This window comes from Jejuia pallidilutea (genome assembly GCF_002973595.1).
Lineage (GTDB): Bacteria > Bacteroidota > Bacteroidia > Flavobacteriales > Flavobacteriaceae > Jejuia > Jejuia pallidilutea.
Map to the genome: position 1 here is coordinate 222,022 of NZ_PVEO01000002.1, position 20,105 is coordinate 242,126.

General features: G+C 34.7%; 8 protein-coding genes. 7 read left to right on the top strand and 1 reads right to left on the bottom strand.

The window, feature by feature from the left end; genetic code table 11:
- The first annotated feature begins 9 nt into the window (after nucleotides 1–9).
- From CLV33_RS04555 to uvrB, 6 genes are all read left to right on the top strand, one after another.
- Nucleotides 10–837, top strand: a complete 828-nt coding sequence (locus CLV33_RS04555; protein WP_105472898.1) for an ABC transporter permease — start codon at nucleotides 10–12, stop codon at nucleotides 835–837.
- Nucleotides 838–866: 29 nt separating this feature from the next.
- A complete protein-coding gene (locus tag CLV33_RS04560) occupies nucleotides 867–3,584 on the top strand; it encodes a T9SS type B sorting domain-containing protein (RefSeq protein WP_105472899.1) in 2,718 nt (905 codons plus the stop codon).
- A gap of 4 nt (nucleotides 3,585–3,588) precedes the next feature.
- The gene (locus tag CLV33_RS04565; RefSeq protein ID WP_105472900.1) at nucleotides 3,589–6,048 is read left to right on the top strand and encodes a T9SS type B sorting domain-containing protein; all 2,460 of its coding nucleotides are present in this window, start codon (nucleotides 3,589–3,591) and stop codon (nucleotides 6,046–6,048) included.
- Between the two features lie 116 nt (nucleotides 6,049–6,164).
- Nucleotides 6,165–11,012 carry a T9SS type B sorting domain-containing protein gene (locus tag CLV33_RS04570; protein WP_244906381.1) on the top strand — a complete coding sequence of 1,616 codons (4,848 nt, stop codon included), beginning with the start codon at nucleotides 6,165–6,167 and terminating at the stop codon, nucleotides 11,010–11,012.
- A 148-nt stretch (nucleotides 11,013–11,160) separates the two neighbouring features.
- On the top strand, nucleotides 11,161–16,887 hold the full coding sequence (locus CLV33_RS04575) for a T9SS type B sorting domain-containing protein (protein WP_105472901.1): 5,727 nt from the start codon (nucleotides 11,161–11,163) through the stop codon (nucleotides 16,885–16,887).
- An 84-nt stretch (nucleotides 16,888–16,971) separates the two neighbouring features.
- Nucleotides 16,972–18,975, top strand: coding sequence for an excinuclease ABC subunit UvrB (gene uvrB, locus CLV33_RS04580; RefSeq protein ID WP_105472902.1), 2,004 nt, complete (start codon nucleotides 16,972–16,974; stop codon nucleotides 18,973–18,975).
- 55 nt (nucleotides 18,976–19,030) lie between these two features.
- On the opposite strand, the gene CLV33_RS04585 is transcribed toward uvrB, so the two are convergent.
- A complete protein-coding gene (locus tag CLV33_RS04585) occupies nucleotides 19,031–19,444 on the bottom strand; it encodes a hypothetical protein (RefSeq protein ID WP_105472903.1) in 414 nt (137 codons plus the stop codon).
- Nucleotides 19,445–19,814: 370 nt separating this feature from the next.
- Between CLV33_RS04585 and CLV33_RS04590 the strand changes: the two genes are divergently transcribed.
- Entirely contained in the window at nucleotides 19,815–20,093 is a 279-nt protein-coding gene (locus CLV33_RS04590; RefSeq protein WP_105472904.1) for a DUF1456 family protein, read from the top strand.
- The last annotated feature ends 12 nt before the right edge of the window (nucleotides 20,094–20,105 follow it).

Genomic DNA, 20,105 nt, shown 5'->3' on the forward strand with positions numbered 1-20,105 from the left:
CCACTACCAATGTTACGACTTTTACAACTAGAATTACAAAAGTTACTGCTTAACAAAACAAGTAAAGTACTTATTTTTATATCGTTTATCTTACCGTTTTTTGTTATTCTTTTATCATCCCTTAAAATTAATGTTTTTGGTTTTTTTACTCTAGAATTGGGGGAACTAGGAGTTTTTAATTTTCCTATAATCTGGCACCTAACTACATTTTTTTCATCACAGTTTAAATTCTTTTTTGCTATAGTAGTGGTAAGTATGATTGGGAATGAATACAGCAACAAAACCTTAAAACAGAATTTAATAGATGGCTTGAGCAAAAAGGAATTTATCCTCTCTAAATTTTATACCATCGTATTCTTTTCGTTTGTGTCTACCATTTTAATTGGGTTAATATCGTTGTGTATTGGCTTGTATTATTCTAGCTATAATGAATTTGGCATTATTATTCAAGAAATAAACTTTTTGTTGGCATATTTTGTGAAACTAGTTGGCTTTTTTAGCCTATGTTTATTCTTAGGTATGCTAGTAAAACGTTCTGCTTTTGCTTTGGCATTTTTGTTTGTACTCTACATAGTTGAATGGATTGTATTTTGGGGGTCTTATGAGATATTAGGAAATACCGAAAGTGCCTTTAAAGTAAAACGCTTTATGCCTTTAGAATCTATGTACAAACTTATAGACCAACCTTTCCAGCGTGTTGCTATGACAAAATTTCCTGAAAAAGCTGAGTTGGTTTACGACTACGCCGTACATTGGCACGAAATAGTTATAGTTTTAGGTTGGACTGCACTATTCATCTTTTTATCGTATAGTTTATTAAAAAAGCGAGATTTATAATATCTTTGATAGCGTTTGCTGTGTGAAAGATGAAAAAAAAAATTGTATTAGTTCTATTATGCATTACCACCTTAGGGTTACACGCCCAAAGACAGGCTGCTAATTGGTACTTTGGTGAAAATGCTGGTCTTAATTTTAATCTCGATAACAATAGTGTAAACGTTGTTACAGACGGACAATTAAATACTAGAGAAGGGTGTTCCAGCATCTCGGATGTACAAGGTAATTTATTATTCTATACCGATGGTGTTACCATTTGGAATAGAAACCATAATGTAATGTCCAATGGTACTGGCCTACATGGAGATTCCTCTAGTACGCAATCTGCAATAATTGTACCCAAACCCAATGATACCGACATCTTCTACGTATTTACGGTTGATAATTTTATTGATAATGTAAACCTAGGTCTTAACTACTCTATCGTAGATATGTCGTTAAACGGTGGTTTAGGGTCGGTATCCACTAAAAACGTTAACCTATTAAAAAACTGCTCCGAAAAAATTACTGCTGTAGTAAAAGATTGTTTAAATGGCTCTTTCTGGCTTTTATCTTTTGCCTCATTAGATGGTACCGAGCCAGTGTATAATACCTTTCATGCTTTTGAAATTTCTAACACCGGTGTAAATACAAATTCTGTAAAATCTGCATTTCCAATTAATATAACAGATGCTAGAGGCTATTTAAAACTATCACCAGATGGTGAAAGACTAGCTTGTGCCAATGTAAGTGATGGCATGTTTATTTATGATTTTGATTCTGATACGGGCATAGTATCCAACCAAAAATCTGTAACCTTCAGTGCCCCTAACAACACTTTTTTTCCTTATGGTGTAGAGTTTTCACCAAATAGTAATTTGTTGTACATAAACGCTACAAACGATTTTTTCGATCAAAATCCAGCTATTTCCAATAATCCTGCTAATCATTTTGCAACCTTATATCAATTCGATTTAACTGCGACCAATTTTCAAACTACCGAAACCATTCTCGATGAGAGGCAATTATATAGAGGCGCTCTTCAACTTGGTCCGGACGGAAAAATATACAGAGCTTTAAGTGCCTCTTACTCGCAAGGTTTAAGCGGATTAAGCACTATAGAAAACCCAAACCAAGCTGGTATCGCTTGCGATTATAGGCATAACAGTATTAATCTATCTCCTACACAATCGTCACAAGGACTACCGCCTTTTGTAGCTTCGTTTTTTAATGCACAAATTGATATTATAAAAAATGGGGAAAGCCAGATAAACTTAAATTTATGCGAAAACAGCACGTATACACTAACCTCTGAAATTGTTCCTGGGGCAACGTATAGCTGGACAAAAGATGATGTAGCGATAACCAATAACACATTTGATTTATTAGTAACAGAAGCTGGCCATTACGAAGTGTTTATAGACCCCAACAATGGTGAATGTGCCATTGAAGGTCAGGCATTTGTTGTTTTTAACGAAAACCCCGTTGGATTTAACCATACACTATTGCAATGTGATGAAGACGGCACCAAAGATGGTTTAACATTATTTAATTTAGAAGAGGCTATTGTTAATTTAACAGGCGGTGTTGAGGGTTTATCTGCTAGATTTTATGAAGATCCTGCAAGAAGCGTTCCTGTTGTAGATGCCCAAATGTATTTTAATAGTTCAAACCCACAAATAATTTATACCGAAGTTTATAATATTAAAACCGAGTGCAAAGTAGATGTAGAGCTAACCCTTGATGTTAGCGTTACAGATTCTTTTAACACCAATATTCCCGTTTGTGATGATGATGGTTTAGATGATGGTTTCTATGTATTTAACCTAACAAATGCAAATAGTGCTGTTACAAATGGGCTACCTGCTGGTTTAAATATTACTTACTATGAAACGTATGAGGATGCCCTTTTAGAACTAAATAGTCTAAATGAAACTTACACCAATATTGAACCTTTTTCGCAAACCATTTATGCAAGAGTAGAAAACGATAATAATTGTTACGGCATAAGCGAAGTGATTTTAACCGTAAATAGCCTACCAGAAATTGAAAATAATGGGTTTGCAAATTATTGTACCAATTTTTTCCCAGAACCAATAGCAATTAATGCTGGCCTTATAGGTTCTAATTATTCTGATTTTACGTATAATTGGTCCACAGGAGCACAAACATATCAAATAGATATTAATGCTGCGGGCACTTATAATGTTACAGTTACCAACATCGTTACAGGGTGTTCATCTGAAAGAGTTGTAACGGTAGATGCTTCTAATCTCGCAGTTTTTGAGTCTATTGAAGTGATAGATGTAACTCAAAACAACAAAATAACCGTAAATGTTTCAGGAGAAGGTGTTTATCAATTTAGCCTTATAAATAAAGTTGAAAGTATTACAATACCTTACCAAGACAGTAATATTTTTGAAAACGTAAAACCAGGAATTTATACCGTAGCGGTTAAGGATGTAGAAAATAATTGTGGTTTTGTTGAGGATGCTGTATCTGTAATTGGATTTCCCAAATTCTTCACTCCAAATAACGATGGGCAAAATGACACGTGGCAAGTGTACGGTGTATCTGAAATGTTTCAACCAGATACTAAAATCATGATTTATAATAGGTATGGTAAGCTTATGAAAGAACTATCACCACTGGGTGACGGTTGGGACGGTTTAATGAATGGGCAAATATTACCCTCAGACGACTATTGGTTCTCTGTTAAACTTCAAGATGGAAGAGTTTTTAAAGACCACTTTACATTAAAAAACTAGTAGATTGAAATTATATCTAAAACTAATACTATGCTTCTATGTTGTGCTTTGTAATGGTGCAATTACAGCACAAGAACCTACCGATTGTATTGATGCCGTAATAGCCTGTGGCAACTCCCAATTAAATTTAGATGTTGATGGCGTTGGTACTCAAGAACTAGGTGTTGGGATAAATTGCTCCAGTCAAGAAAATAATAGTGTATGGTTAAAGGTTACAACCATTACATCGGGTACTTTAGGATTTACAATTAGGCCCTCTGTAGCAGATATAAATGAAGATTACGATTTTTTTGTCTTTGGCCCCAACGTGTCGTGTAGTGCTATTGGTACCGCTATTCGTTGCTCCACTACAAATCCCGTGCAAGCAGGTTTAACAAGTAATTTTACGGGAATGAATGGCTCTTCATCTGATACTAGCGAAGGTCCTGGTGCAAATGGCGATAGCTTTGTACAGTGGCTCGATGTGCAAGCAGGGGAAACATATTTTATTGTAATAGACAGACCCATTGGCCGAAGTGCATTTTGGCTAGAATGGACAGGTACTGCTAGGTTTGCTGACCCACCTGTTAATGATGCTGATACGTCTGGTGTACCAATTAATTTAGAAAGCTGCGATATTACAGCACCTTTTAACGACGGTTTCATGGCTTTTGATTTAGAAAGTAACACTAGTAATATTTTAGGAACACAAACAGATGTAACCGTAACGTATCATATTTCTGAAAGCGATGCCAACATAGGTATAAATGCTTTAAGTAGCCCATATACCAACATAGCTAATCCGCAAATAATCTATACAAGAATTACTAACAATACTACAGAATGTTTTGATTTAGCTCAATTTAATATTAGGGTTAATATTGGTCCAGATTTTAGACCTCCATCCGATTATGTAATTTGTGATGATTTAAGCGATGGAGACGATACAAATGGACGAGCGATATTCACACTTTCCAGTAAAACCAGCGAAATTTTAAATGGTCAAAATCCTTCAGATGTAATAATTACATACCATAGCACTTTAACTGGAGCTGAATTAGGTATAGCTTCTACAATTCTACCAGATAGTTACTACAATAGTATTGCATTTAACGAAGAAATTTTTGTTCGCATACAAGATGCATTTAATCCAGATTGTGTAAGCACCGCTACATTATTGTTAGTTGTAAACCCAGCATCTACCAGAATAGACCACAGTATATTGCAATGTGATGAAGACGGGTTTTTAGATGGTTTTACACTTTTTAATTTAAACGAAGCAAATGCAATTTTAACGAATAATGTAGATAATTTATCTACCAAGTTTTATGTAGATGCGGCCAGAACACTTGAAATAACTACTCCCGAAAACTTCGCTAATAGCTCTAACCCACAACGCATTTATGTTGAAGTTATAAACAATGTTACATCTTGTATAACCGATGCCGAATTAACCCTAGAAGTAAGCGTCACAGATACTTTTGATACAGATATTACAACATGTGACGACGATGGTGTGGAAGACGGTTTTTATACATTTAACTTAAACGACGCAGATGATGCTATTGTGAACGGACTCCCAACTGGTTTAGATATTACATATTACCCTAGTTATAACGATGCCCTTTTAGAACAAAACAGCTTAGAAAATTCTTATACAAATACTACAGCGTTTGCACAAAAAATTTATGCTAGAGTAGAAAATAGCAACAACTGCTATGGTATAAGCGAAGTGAATCTTATAGTAAATGCATTACCAGATATAGAAGCAGAAACTTTTACTAGCTATTGCCTTAATTTTTTTCCAACACCAATAACAATAAATGCAGGTGTTAGTAACGCTAACATCTTAGACTATACATATAGTTGGTCTACGGGCGAGCAAGACTACAGTATAGAGATTAACCAAATTGGTACTTATACAGTAAACGTTACCAATAGCACAACAAACTGTACAAAAACAAGAACAGTAAATATTGAAGCATCAAATATTGCTACTATAAACGCTATAGAAATTACAGATGCCTCGCAAAATAATAGTATTGTAGTAAATACTTCAGGTGAAGGTGTTTATGAGTATAGCTTAATTAACGTAGATGGCACTACTAATTATGAGTATCAAGAAAGTAACACTTTTGAGAATGTAAAACCTGATATTTATACCATTTTAGTAAGGGATATTAAAAACAACTGTGGTGTAGTACCGCAAGACGTATCTGTAATTGGATTTCCTAAATTTTTTACACCAAATAATGATGGTAATAATGATACTTGGCAGGTATTTGGTATTTCCAGCGCTTTTCAATCTGAAACAAAAATTTTTATTTACAATAGGTACGGTAAACTTTTAAAGGAATTATCGCCACTTGAAGAAGGTTGGGATGGTATGTTTAGAGGCCAACGCTTACCTACCGATGATTATTGGTTTTCTGTATTACTAGAAGATGGGAGAATATTTAAAGACCATTTTACGTTAAAACGCTAATTAAAACTTTTTTTAATGCTTTTTATCGGGTTTTTTTGCGTTTCGTCTAAAATATATTTACTTTCGACGTTTCAAATCATCTTTTAAAAGTTGTAATTTTACCCAAATTAAATACATTGAAAAAGCCCCCACATTTCAATTTTATAGTAATTACACTTTTGTTGAGTGCATACTCGCTTGTGGCACAACAAATTAGCGTTAATGGAAATGTTACTATAAATCAACTTATTGAGGATAATTTAGTGGACGGTTGTGTAGAAGTTTCAAACATAACCTCTAGTGTTAACGGTGATGCCAATGGTTTTAGAAGCTTTGCAGAGTTTAATCGTGGCGGTTCTAATTTTCCTTTTGAAAGTGGTATTATGCTATCCACAGGCAATGCAGAATCTGGTGGTAACAATCTAACAACAACCGATCTTAGTGAGGGTTCAACCACTTGGGGAACAGATACCGATCTTGAGACAGCCTTAGGTAACAATAACTTTTTAAATGCAACTTCGATTGAATTCGATTTTGTATCAATTTCCAATCAAGTACAGTTTAATTACCTTTTAGCTTCAGAAGAGTACTCAGGCATTAATCCTTGTCAGTTTTCAGACGGTTTCGCATTTCTTATTAGAGAAGCAAGCAGTACTGGTCCCTATCAAAATATTGCTGTAATACCAGGCACCTCAACACCAGTAAGCACCAATACAGTACACGATGAAATTGTAGGGGTTTGTGCCGCACAAAACGAGGAGTATTTTGATGGTTATAACATTGGAGACACCAATTACAACGGAAGAACAGAAGTACTTACAGCAACCGCATCTATAACGCCTTACGTACAATACCACATAAAATTAGTAATTGCAGACCAAAGCGACCAAAGATTCGACTCCGCCGTTTTTATTGAAGGTGATAGCTTTAGAATATTAGACCTAGGGGAAGACATTACAACTTGTGCCAGCTCTGTTAACCTCAATGCAGATATACAAAATCCTTCGTCTACTTACGAATGGTTTTTAAATGGAAGCACCTCTCCCATTCCTGGAGCTACCAATACTACATTAAACGTTACCCAAAGTGGCACTTATAAAGTTGAAATTACAACGCCTTTAGGTTCTTCTAGTTGTGTTGAAGAGGATGAAATTGTGGTTACCATTCAAAATGAAATTACACTAAACGCCATCTCTAATTACGAACTTTGTGACGATTTAAGTGGCAACGAAGTAGAAACCTTCAACTTATCTACTAAAGATGCAGAACTTGCAGGTATCGTATCATTTACAAATTATACCTTTAGCTACCATCTATCTGATACTGATGCAAGATCTGGCACCAACCCAATAACAAATCCCATTCAAAATACATCATTATCTCAACCAATTTATGTAAGGATTGATGATTTAGATTCTGGTTGTGTTGCCTACACTACATTTAATATTGTTGTTAACACCATACCTAATATTACTAATCCCACAAACCTTCCTATTTGTGATAGTGATAACGACCCCAGTGACGGTATAACGACCATAGATTTAAGTGTTAAGGACGACGAGATAACTTCTGGTGATACCAACTTATTTGTAACCTATCATTACAACGCCTTAGATGCCGATACAGGAAACAACCCTATACCTATACCATACATAAATACTAATACACCTACCGAGTCTTTATTTGTTAGAGTTGTAAATACAACAACTGGTTGTTACACAACGAGTACTTTAACAGTAGAGGTTACCAACAGCCCTATTGTAAATAGGGAACCTGTACCTCTGGATGGCTGTGATTCTGATCATGATGGCACTGATAACTTTGACCTAACACAGGCCATTAACGATATTTTACAAGGCCTTACAGGAGTTACTACCACATTTCACGAAAGCTATGATGATGCTAACGAAGGCATTAATCCCATAGCTAACGAAACAAACTACCAAAATATAACGCCTGATGTACAGACCGTTTTTGTACGTGTTGAAGATAATACAACAGGTTGCGCATCGGTAGTATCACTCGAAATCCATACCAATTTATTATTAACAGGAACCGATACAGGTGAGTTTGCGTTATGTGACGATGGTACAAATGACGGTGTTGAAGATTTTAATTTATTTGTTGTAGAAACTTATATAGCAAACGAACTTCCCGGTATAACAGTAACCTTTTATGAAACCCAAACAGATTATGACAATAATAATCCACTAGATAAAAATCAAATCTATACCGCTTCAAACCCAACAAATTTAATTGTAAGCATTGGCAACGGAAATTGTACTGAAGTATCGGATATTAATTTAATAGTAAATCCTATTTTAGTATTTAATCCCCTAGCGCCTATTCCTTATTGTGACGACGACGACGATGGAACGGTAAGTATCGAGATGGCTACTTTTGATGCACTTATTACTGGCGGAAATACCGATTTTACAGTGTATTATTATGGAAATCAAACCGATGCTGAAACAAACATTAATCAACTACCGCCATTTTACACCAATACCGCACCAACAGAAACAATATATGCAAGAATAGAAAGTTTAACTTCTGAATGTTTCACTATTGAAACTTTTGAAATTGAAGTGCGTCCTGCCCCTCCAATAACTCAACCTTCACCATGGCTAATTTGCGATGTGGATGATGACGGCTTAACAGTTTTAAACCTTGAAGATAAAATTCCTGAAATTGTTACTAGCACATCAGGATTAAATATAGATTTTTTTACATCTATAGACGATGCCAACAACAACACAAATGCCATAACAAACAGAACTACTTTTGAAACCTCAACTCAAACCATCTACGTTAGGGTAGAAAGTCCAGGATCTGGTTGTTATGCTATAGCAAATTTAGATATTATAGTAAACACGCTTCCCGTTATAACGGCTATTAGTAATTTTCAATTATGTGAAGATGATAACGACGAACGTACGGAATTTATATTTTCAGATTGGGATTCAGAAATTTTAAACGGTCAAGCAGGTAAAGAGGTATATTATTTTGAGGATGCGGCTTACACATCGCCAATAGATAAAACCCTACCCTACACAAACATATCTAGTCCGCAAACCATTTATGTAAGGGTGGAAAATATTACCGATGCCAGTTGTAATGCCACGGCATCGTTTTTAATTGAGGTTGGTGCAAACCCAGATTATAATGTACCTACCTCGTTTTTAATTTGTGACGATGAAAGTAATGATGGTTTTGGTGTTTTTGATCTTAACAAAAAAATTAATCAAATCTCACTAGGATCCACAACAAACCTAGATATCAACTTCTTTACAAGTGAACAAAACGCCATTGATAATACTAATGCTATTCCTTTAGAATTTACAAATACCATAAACCCGCAAACCATTTACGTTAGAATAGATAATCAAGATTCAGATTGTTTTATTATTGAAGATTTTGGTATTAATGTAGTTGCTGCCCCAGATCTTTCTGATGCTGAAATATATACGCTATGTGATGATGATTACGACGGGTTTACAATATTTAATCTAGACGATGCCCAATATGAAAACTTTGATAGAGTACAAACCGGCACCGTAGTAAGCTACTTTGAAAATATTGAAGATGTTGACAACGATGCACTAGCCATTACCAATCCAAACACATATAATTCTGATTCTAAAACGGTTTATATTAAAGTTTTAAATACGCTTACCACATGTTATACTGTATTACCCCTTCAATTAGTAGTAACACCATTACCGCCAATACAATTTAATGGCACCTATGAAATTTGTGATAATGATACTGATACTTTCGATTTAACAATAATGAACGATTTAATTGTGGAAGACCTAAGTAATGTATCTATAAGTTATTTTAGCAATGCAACAGATGCCCAAAATAATAGTAATGTGCTAAACAATACTTTTAATTACAGTGCCAGTAGTCACATTATTTATACTAGAATGGAAGATTTAAATACCGGTTGTATAGGTTATGGTAGTTTTACATTACAAATAAACCCAAACCCAATAGCTAACAAACCAAATGATTTAAGATACTGCGATGATGATTTTGATGGTATTTTACAGTTTAATTTATTTGAAACTGCTAATGAAATTTTAGGCTCTCAAAATTTTTCAGAATATGAAATCACATACCATACAACTCTAATTGATGCAGAGGAAGATACAAATCTTCTAGATTTTTCACATGAAACAAACCAAAGCGAAACCATATTTGTTAGGCTAGAACATAGAAATACTGGCTGCTACGATACTACTGAGTTTATTACTACTGTTTTACCGTTACCTGTAATTCCCGTAGAAGATGTGGTAGCATTTTGTACTGATGATTTACCTTTAGTAATAAATGCAAATACTGGAAATAGCGGCGATACCTACCTTTGGTCTAACGGAGCAACCTCACCAGAAATAACGCTTAACAGTGTTACCGAAATTGGCGATTACTGGGTTAATGTAACCAAAGCTGTAACGGGCTGTAATTTTACTAAAAACTTTTCTGTAATAGAATCTCAACAAGCCCCACTCAACCCAAGTACCACTGTTAATTTTACAGATCCTAACAGTATTACTGTAAATATAGACCAAACAGCTACTGGCGATTATAGATTTATTTTAGATAATGGTGAACCACAAACCTCCAACGTTTTTGATAATGTACCTATAGGACGCCATGAAATTACAGTAATAGACCTAAATGGCTGCAACCCAGCATACGATACGGTATTTATATTCGATATTCCTAAGTTTTTAACACCTAATAATGACGGTTTTTTTGATACTTGGCACATTACAGGCGCTAGCCAACTTCCAGGAACAGTAGTATATATTTACAACAGGCACGGTAAACTATTAAAAATGTTACCACACACCGCTCTTGGATGGGATGGCACGTTTAATGGACAGCATATGCCTGCCGATGATTACTGGTTTTCAGCAGACATTGTTCATGATGGTGAAAGCTTTAATATTAAGGGACATTTTGCATTAAAGCGATAGTAAAAACATCCTTCTATTAATATCTATTTTAAAAATTAATTTTAGTTTTTCAACACTAAAAATTAAACCTTAAACGTTTATTTCAGTCTAAGTAAATTTAATATTTTACATTAGTATCCATTTCTTTATAAACGCTTACTTATTTTAAATGATTAATAGCTATCTTTTAAAAAACATCCTAGTATGTTTGGTTGTTTTAATAAGCTACCAAGGCTTTTCCCAATTAAGTAAAAAGCACTATATACCACCATTAACAAGTTCGGAATTTGGAAATGCAAATCCAGAAGATCAATATATTTATTTATCTACCCCAAGTAGTGGTAACGTTCCCTATACTATAATACCTGTTGGTCAACCACCTAGTGGTTATATAACCGGTACGGTTTCTAATGCAAACCCAGTTGAAATTAGCTTAGGTAGCGGTAACGGACAGTTATTTATACCTTCTCCACAAACTAGTTTAGTTACAAACAACAGAGGGTATATTATTGAAGCAGACGCCCCTATTTATGTATCTGTTAGAATGAATGCAGGCAATGGAGCCCAAGCTGGTGCTCTAGTTAGTAAAGGCGCTTCTGCTTTAGGTACCACTTTTAGAGTTGGAACCTATACTAACGAAAATCCTCAAGACAACTATCTTAGTTTTGTATCTGTTATGGCTACAGAAGATAATTCTCAAATTACGTTTGATAATCTTCCTGCAGGATTGGTTATAAAAAATTATACAGGTACTTTTCCTATAACTGTAACACTTAATGAAGGTGAAAGCTATACACTAGCATGTAATAGCTTAGACCAAACAATAACAAACAGAGACGGATTAATTGGATGTTTGGTAACATCAAATAACCCTGTAGTAGTAAATTGTGGTTCTGCAAACGGAAGTTTTGGTGATGGTGGCGGAAGAGATTATGGGATAGACCAAATAGCAGGTTTATCTAAAGTTGGTAGGGAATACATTTTTGTAAAAGGCGAAGGAAATAATAATTGGGAAAATGTTTTAATTGTTGCTCATTTTAATAATACAAGCATTAGTATAAACGGCAATGCCCCAATTACAACGATTAATGCAGGAGAATACTACGTAATTGAGGGCAACTTGTTTAATACTGCTGGCAACATGTATGTGGAAACGTCGCAAGATGTGTTTGCGTACCAAGGTGTTGGCTCTACTTCTGAAGCTAATCAAGGTATGTTTTTTGTACCGCCTTTAAGTTGCGAAACCAGAGGAAACATAGATAATATTGCAAACATTGATAATATAGGAACCACCATATACAGTGGTGGTTTATCTATAGTTACCAAGGTTGGCGCTACTGTTACTGTAAATAACCTCCCACTCACAAACTTTGCTACAATTGGCCCGAGCAATGTAGACGGAAAACCAGATTATGTTACTTACAAAATCACAGGTTTGTCCAATAATATTTCGGTTCAGGGCAACGACGAACTTTATGTAGCCTATTTTAATGTAAATGGCGCAGCTACCTCAGGAAGTTTTTATTCTGGGTTTCCTTCAAATCCTGAAATAAATTTCGATGCGCAATTTGCTACCCTTGGTAATTGTATACCAAATATTACATTAGAAGCGGCTAATGCACAAAACTTTGATAGTTACGAATGGTTTTACGATGATGGCTCTGGCTACCAATCCTTAGCGCTAAATGTGCCATCAATAACGCCAACTATTCCTGCCAAATACAAATTAATTGGTATTATTACCTGTACTGGAGAAACTCTAGAATCTGTAGAAGTCCCAGTAAGTATATGTCCAGATGATAGAGATAATGATGGTATTATAGATAACTTAGACATAGATAACGATAATGATGGTATTGTAAATTGCGACGAGTCTAAAGGTGATGTTGTAATAAATTTATCCAATATAAATGCCCCCATATTAACGTTTAACGATGGCACAGTTAATACCTCGATTGCCAGTAGCAGCTACTCGCAAACCAATAGTTCTGGAAATACAAATACCTTAACAGGAAATAATTTAGGCGAATTTACTAGTACAGTGCTTGCTGGTGCTGTTGCCGAAAATAATTATAATATTAGCTTTACAGAACCTGTGAATATAAAATTTTCAGAAAATACAGCTGTATCCCACAATATTATAGCCGAAGAATTCTTTATTGCACGCATAACACCTTCAAACAAAAACATTACACTTGTTGACCCAAACGACAGGTTACTAATAGACACAAATTTTGATGGAATTTTTGAAACGGGTATCACCCAAATTTCAGGCTCTGAGATTCATTTCAAAATAAACCCAAATCCAACAGGAACCGCACCTTATGAGTTTTTTGCAAGTGAGGTTAACAGTTTCACCTTTACACACAAATCGGTAAGTCTAACCGAATCTTCCACTTATAATGGTACTCTTGCACTTACCTGTTTTAGTAATGACAATGATAGTGATGGTATAAAAGATGAATTTGATTTAGATAGTGATAATGATGGTATTCCAGATTTTGTTGAAAATCAAGGCGTATTAGTGGCACTTTCTGGAATTGATACCGACTTAAACGGTTTGGATGATATTTTTGACATCACATTAAGTCCTATAGACACAGATGCAGATGGTGTATTAGATTTTTACGATTTAGATAGTGATAATGATGGCATAACAGATTTAATTGAAACCGGAGAACTTGGTTTATTATCCGATACAGATTTAAATGGTATTGTAGATAGCCCAACAGTTGGAGTAAATGGTTGGGTAGATGCTGCTGAAACTGCTCCAGATAGCAATACTATAGGTTATATAATAAACGATTTTGATGCCGACTCTATTTTTAGCTATATTGATGCAGACAGTGATGGCGATGGTTGTAGCGATGTTATTGAAGCTGGATTTTCTGATGCAAACAACGATAATTTTCTTGGAGACATTACTCCTACTGTAGGTATTAACGGACTGGTTAATAATGCTTCAGATGGTTACACAATACCCAATGCCGATTATTTAGATACCGCCACTATACATATTGATACGCAACCTAGTGATATAGTTGTGTGTGAAGGATCAGACAATAACATTTCATTAATTTCTTCAACCTACGATAGTATTCAATGGGAAATATCAACCGATGGTATTAACTGGACTACAATAATTGATGATGCAACATATTCTAATTCTCAAACAAACAGCTTACTCATTTCAAATACTCCATTAACGTTTAACGGCAATAGATATAGAGCTTTTCTAAATTTAAACGGTAATAGTTGTGGACTCTATTCAGATGAAATGAGCTTACAGGTTGATGTTTTACCCATTGCAAACACAGCGCCTACTCTACGCTTGTGCGATAATGACAATAATGGCACAATGCCTTTTGATTTAACTTCTCAAAACAACAACATAAGCACGCAACCAAATATAACCATTAGTTATCATGAAACGCAAACTGATGCAGATGCAAACCTAAATCCTATTTCTAGTCCTTTTGAAACTGGTACTACTACTATTTATGCAAGAGTAGAAAACACAAGCAATACAACGTGTTACGCCACTTCCAGTTTTAATGTAGAAGTTTATGAATCTGCTATTCCAACTGAACCTTTAAATATGACAAGGCTTCAGGATTGCGACAATACCTCTGTAGGCACTGATGTGGATGGATTCATTACTTTCGATTTAACCCAAAAGGAAATAGAAATCTTAAACGGACAATCTGCAACAGATTTCAGTATATCATATTTTACCGATGCCGCGTATTCAAATATAATTACAACACCTTCAAATTTTAATAATACCGTTGCAGGATTACAAACCATATATGCAAGAGTTTACAATAATGCTTTTACCGATTGTTATACAGATACCGCTTTTGAAGTTGAAGTGTTTAGTTTACCTCAAGTAGCTGCTCCAAACACTTATGCGCAGTGTGATGATAATAGTAACGACGGACAAGCATTTTTTAATCTTACTTTAGATAATATAAAAACAGAAATTAACCCTAATTTTATTAATGAAAATCTAACGTTCACCTATTACGAAACTCAAACAGAAGCAGAAAATGAGGTCAACCCTATTGTTGCTCCAGAGGCATATCAAGATGCTTTAGGGTTTACACCAGAAACTAAATGGATTAGGGTAGAAAACCAAAATGGCTGTTACAGGGTTACACCAATAACCATAGAAGTTAATCCTAGCAGTGCAGCTTTAGCATCCTACAATCCCACACCAATTTACCAATGTGATGATGGTGCAGATAATCGTGATGGTACTGCATTTTTTGACATGACTCCAATAAGAAATGAAATTGTATCATCCATATTTCCAACAGTTAATGTTTCTGTACATTTTTATGAAAGCCAAACAGATGCTGAATTAGAGATAAACGAAATAGCGGATATAGCAAATCATGAGAATATAAATTCACCTAATACACAAAACATTTGGGTTAGGGTAAAGAGCGATTTGGGTAACGATTGTTTAGGTCTTGAAGAATTTCCTAACTTATTAAATGTGGAAGCTTTACCCATTGCAAATCCTGTAACAATAGCAAGACAATGCGATTACGATTTAAGCGATTCGGTTTTAAGCTACCCCTTTGATGTCTCACAACTAGAAGCTGATATTTTAAATGGTCAAAACCCATTAGATGTTACCATCACTTATTTTAATGCTAGTGGCAATCCATTACTTTATAATGATGGCACTCCTGTAATTAGTCCGATACAACCCGTTTTTCTATCAGAAAATCAAACCATAACGGTTAGAGTTACCAATAACAATACCTTAGACCCTGATGGCGCTTGTTATGATGAAACCACGGTAGATTTTATTGTAGATGAACAACCAAGAGCTTTCAATGTTACTCCGCAAATTGTGTGCGATGGAAGTGCAGGAGATATTGATGATGACGGTTTTTATCCATTTGATACCTCAACATTTACATCTGCAATTCTTGGCAACCAAACTGGTATGCTAGTATTTTATGAGTATATTGATGAAAATGGAAGTGTAAATTCTGGAGAACCCACTTTACCAAATCCATTTGTATCTGCAACCCAGAGCGTTATAGTAGAAGTTATAAATCCTAATAATCTCCTTTGTCAGGCAATAACAACAATAAATTTAGTTGTAAACCCATTACCCGAATTTACAGTAATGTCGCCACAAATTGTATGTACTTCAGATCCTACGTTCGAGATTACCTTAGAGCCTTTTGAAGATAACCCAGGAGAAGTATTCAATTACGAATGGCTTTGGACAAGTTTAGATGGTGCTACAACAAATCAATTTATATCAAACGATAGAGCTATTAATGTTTCAAATCCGGGAACTTATACCATTACGCTAACAAAAACCGATGGTACAGGTTGTTCCAGATCTAGAGAAATACGTGTTGCCGCTTCTGAACAAGCTACAATTACCATGGATGATGTTACCGTAGTAGATCTTTCAGAAAATAATTCTGTTACTATAGATCCTACAAATTTAGGTTCGGGCGATTACGATTATGCTTTAGTTGAGGCTGGTTCGAGTTTTATAAATTATCAAAGCGATCCGTTTTTCGATAGGGTAAAACCAGGGTTTTATACCATTTATGTTAGAGATGCTATTTGTGGCGTTACCACTTTAGATATTTCGGTAATTGGGTATTCTAGGTTTTTCACACCCAATGGAGACGGCTTTAATGATGTATGGCAAATAAAAGGTATTGATGAAAACAACCAAGGCAATAGCACAATATACATTTACGACCGCTACGGAAAACTATTAAAGCAACTGTTAACATCTTCTGATGGTTGGGATGGCACCTATAACGGGCAGCTAATGCCTACTGAAGACTATTGGTTTAAGGTTAATTTAGAAGATGGCAGGACATTTATGGGGCATTTTACCTTAAAACGTTAATCTTTATTTTTTCAATAGTTAAATTTCTATTCTCATCTACTTTAAGTAATTTAGATGTTTTGAATATTTAGGCAACTCCCTTTTATGAAATTTAAAATTGAATCAGAATTTAGTCCAACAGGCGATCAACCCCAAGCCATACAACAACTTACAGATGGCATTACTGGCGGTGAAAAATACCAAACGCTTTTAGGGGTAACTGGTTCTGGTAAAACCTTTACTGTAGCTAATGTTATAGAGGAAGTGCAACGGCCCACTTTAGTTTTAGCACATAACAAAACGCTTGCAGCTCAACTCTATTCAGAGTTCAAACAATTTTTCCCTAATAATGCTGTAGAATACTTTGTATCGTATTACGACTATTATCAACCCGAAGCTTATATACCAGTTTCTGGCGTTTATATAGAAAAAGACCTTTCTATAAACGAGGAAATAGAAAAAATGCGATTAAGCACAACTTCTTCGCTGCTCTCTGGAAGACGCGATGTTTTGGTTGTTGCTTCCGTTTCATGTTTATATGGTATAGGAAATCCCATAGAATTTCAAAAGAATGTGATAACTATAAAAAGAGATCAGGTTATTTCAAGAACACAGTTACTACATCAATTGGTACAAAGTTTATATTCTAGGACCGAAGCCGATTTTCGTCATGGAAATTTTAGAATTAAAGGAGATACCGTAGATATATTTCCCAGCTATGCAGATGATGCGTTTCGCATTCACTTTTTTGGTGATGAAATTGAAGATATAGAATCTTTTGATATTCAAACTAACGAAGTTTTAGAAAAATACGACCGACTAAATATCTACCCCGCAAATATGTTTGTTACCTCACCAGAGGTACTTCAAGGTGCTATAAAAGAGATACAGGACGACTTAGTTAAACAACACGACTATTTTAAGGAAATTGGTAAACATTTAGAAGCAAAACGATTAAAAGAGCGTACAGAATTTGATTTAGAAATGATTAGAGAGTTAGGCTATTGCTCTGGTATAGAAAACTATTCTAGATACCTAGATGGTAGAGCCCCAGGAACTAGACCTTTCTGTTTACTAGATTATTTTCCTGATGATTATTTAATGGTGGTAGATGAAAGCCATGTTACCATTTCGCAAGTACATGCCATGTATGGTGGCGATAGAAGTAGAAAGGAAAACTTAGTAGAATACGGGTTTAGGCTTCCTGCCGCTATGGATAATCGCCCTTTAAAATTTGAAGAATTTGAAGCGCTTCAAAACCAAGTAATTTACGTGAGTGCCACTCCTGCAGATTATGAGTTACAGAAAACCGATGGCGTTTACGTAGAACAAGTAATTCGTCCCACAGGATTATTAGACCCAATTATTGAAGTACGCCCAAGCTTAAACCAAATAGATGATTTAATTGAGGAAATTCAGCTTCGTGTTGAAAAAGACGAACGTACTTTAGTTACTACCCTAACCAAAAGAATGGCAGAAGAACTTACCAAATATTTGGAAAGAATTCAAATTCGCTGTCGCTATATACATAGTGATGTAGATACGCTAGAGCGTGTAGAGATTATGCAAGATCTACGCAAAGGTTTGTTTGATGTATTGGTTGGTGTAAACTTACTTCGTGAAGGACTAGATTTACCTGAAGTATCACTTGTTGCTATTTTAGATGCCGATAAAGAAGGATTTTTACGTTCTAACCGCTCACTAACACAAACTGTTGGTAGAGCCGCGAGAAACCTAAATGGAAAAGCTATAATGTATGCCGATAAAATAACAAACAGCATGCAAAAAACTATTGATGAAACCAATTACAGACGCGAAAAACAAATTGCCTACAATACAGAACATAATGTAAAGCCAAAAGCCTTAAACAAAAGTTTAGACAATGCACTATCTAAAAACTCGGTAAGCACTTATAGCTATGAATTAGAAGCTGCTAGAGCTGCAGAACCCGAGAGCGAATATTTAACTAAACCAGAATTAGAAAAGAAAATTCGCGAAAAACGCAAACTTATGGAAGAAGCTGCTAAAGCATTAGATTTTATTATTGCGGCACAGTTAAGGGACGATATAAAAACCTATCAAGAAAAATTAGAAAAGCTAAAAGTGTAACCTTTTAGCTTTTCCTAAAATCAGCCGAATTGCGACTTACTTTTGTCAACATTAATTAGTTATACTGTGTCTTAAAAATATCTATTAAAACATCAGGAGGGACTATTTTATTTGGAAAACTTTCCATTAAATACAATACTTTTGAGATTGACTCGTGACTTAAGCCCATACGCAATCCAAAATTATAGAGTTTTACTACACCAGCCGAAGCTTTGTTAGCACAATGCTCCTGTTCAATATTCATAAGTAAAACCAATCTATGAAACTGAACAATACGTTCGCTATGAGACTTTAAATGTGTGTAATTTATTGGATGATTGATTAAATAGTCAAAATCTTCACGAGAAATATCTAATTGTTTAGCTACTCCAAGTAAAAAATTATATTCAATTTGCTGTATGTCTTTATCATATTGCGCAAAAGCAATCATTTCTGATAAAAGACTCAATTTTTCCATTCTATTAATCATTCTTTTGAGGGTAATTTTGTTATAATATAAATTTACACAGAAAGATTTTGTACTAATCGTTGATATAGCACCTCTTATCGAAAAGCAGAACGTTATTTATCGGCTATTTTATTGTTTTTATCACATAGTATCTTTTTTTGTCTAAAAAAAACGCATGTTATCATTCTGATAATCAAGATTATTAATTCAAATAAATTGTTTTAAATATTTGGTTTTCAATATTTTACATACAAATATCACAATTAAAATTTTGAAAAAAAACTTCTAATAATTAAGGTATCTTTGAAAAAATTAAAAAAACGCTAGAAATACATACATTGCTTTACAAAATCGATGAAATGCAATAACAAAATCCAAATAAGATTAAATTATGACTAACAATGATGTTTTAAAAAAATTAAGAGTGGCTTTAAAACTGCGTGATGACGATATTGTAAAAATATTAGCGCTGGTAGACTTTAGAATTTCTAAAAGCGAACTAGGTGCTTTTTTTAGGCGAGAAGATCACCCAAAGTATATGGAATGTGGCGACCAAATTCTTAGAAATTTTTTAAATGGCTTAGTTATTCATTTAAGGGGACCAATGCCAGAGAAACAAAAATCTAAACCTAAAGGGGAGAAAAGAACACAAAAAAAGAGCGACACATAATTGGTCGCTCTT

Excerpts from the sequence above, each read along its gene's own strand:
- CLV33_RS04575 (WP_105472901.1), top strand. The coding sequence starts at position 11,161 with ATGATTAATAGCTATCTTTTAAAAAACATCCTAGTATGTTTGGTTGTT.
- CLV33_RS04555 (WP_105472898.1), top strand. The coding sequence starts at position 10 with ATGTTACGACTTTTACAACTAGAATTACAAAAGTTACTGCTTAACAAA.
- CLV33_RS04590 (WP_105472904.1), top strand. The coding sequence starts at position 19,815 with ATGACTAACAATGATGTTTTAAAAAAATTAAGAGTGGCTTTAAAACTG.
- uvrB (WP_105472902.1), top strand. The coding sequence starts at position 16,972 with ATGAAATTTAAAATTGAATCAGAATTTAGTCCAACAGGCGATCAACCC.
- CLV33_RS04585 (WP_105472903.1), bottom strand. The coding sequence starts at position 19,444 with ATGATTAATAGAATGGAAAAATTGAGTCTTTTATCAGAAATGATTGCT.
- CLV33_RS04560 (WP_105472899.1), top strand. The coding sequence starts at position 867 with ATGAAAAAAAAAATTGTATTAGTTCTATTATGCATTACCACCTTAGGG.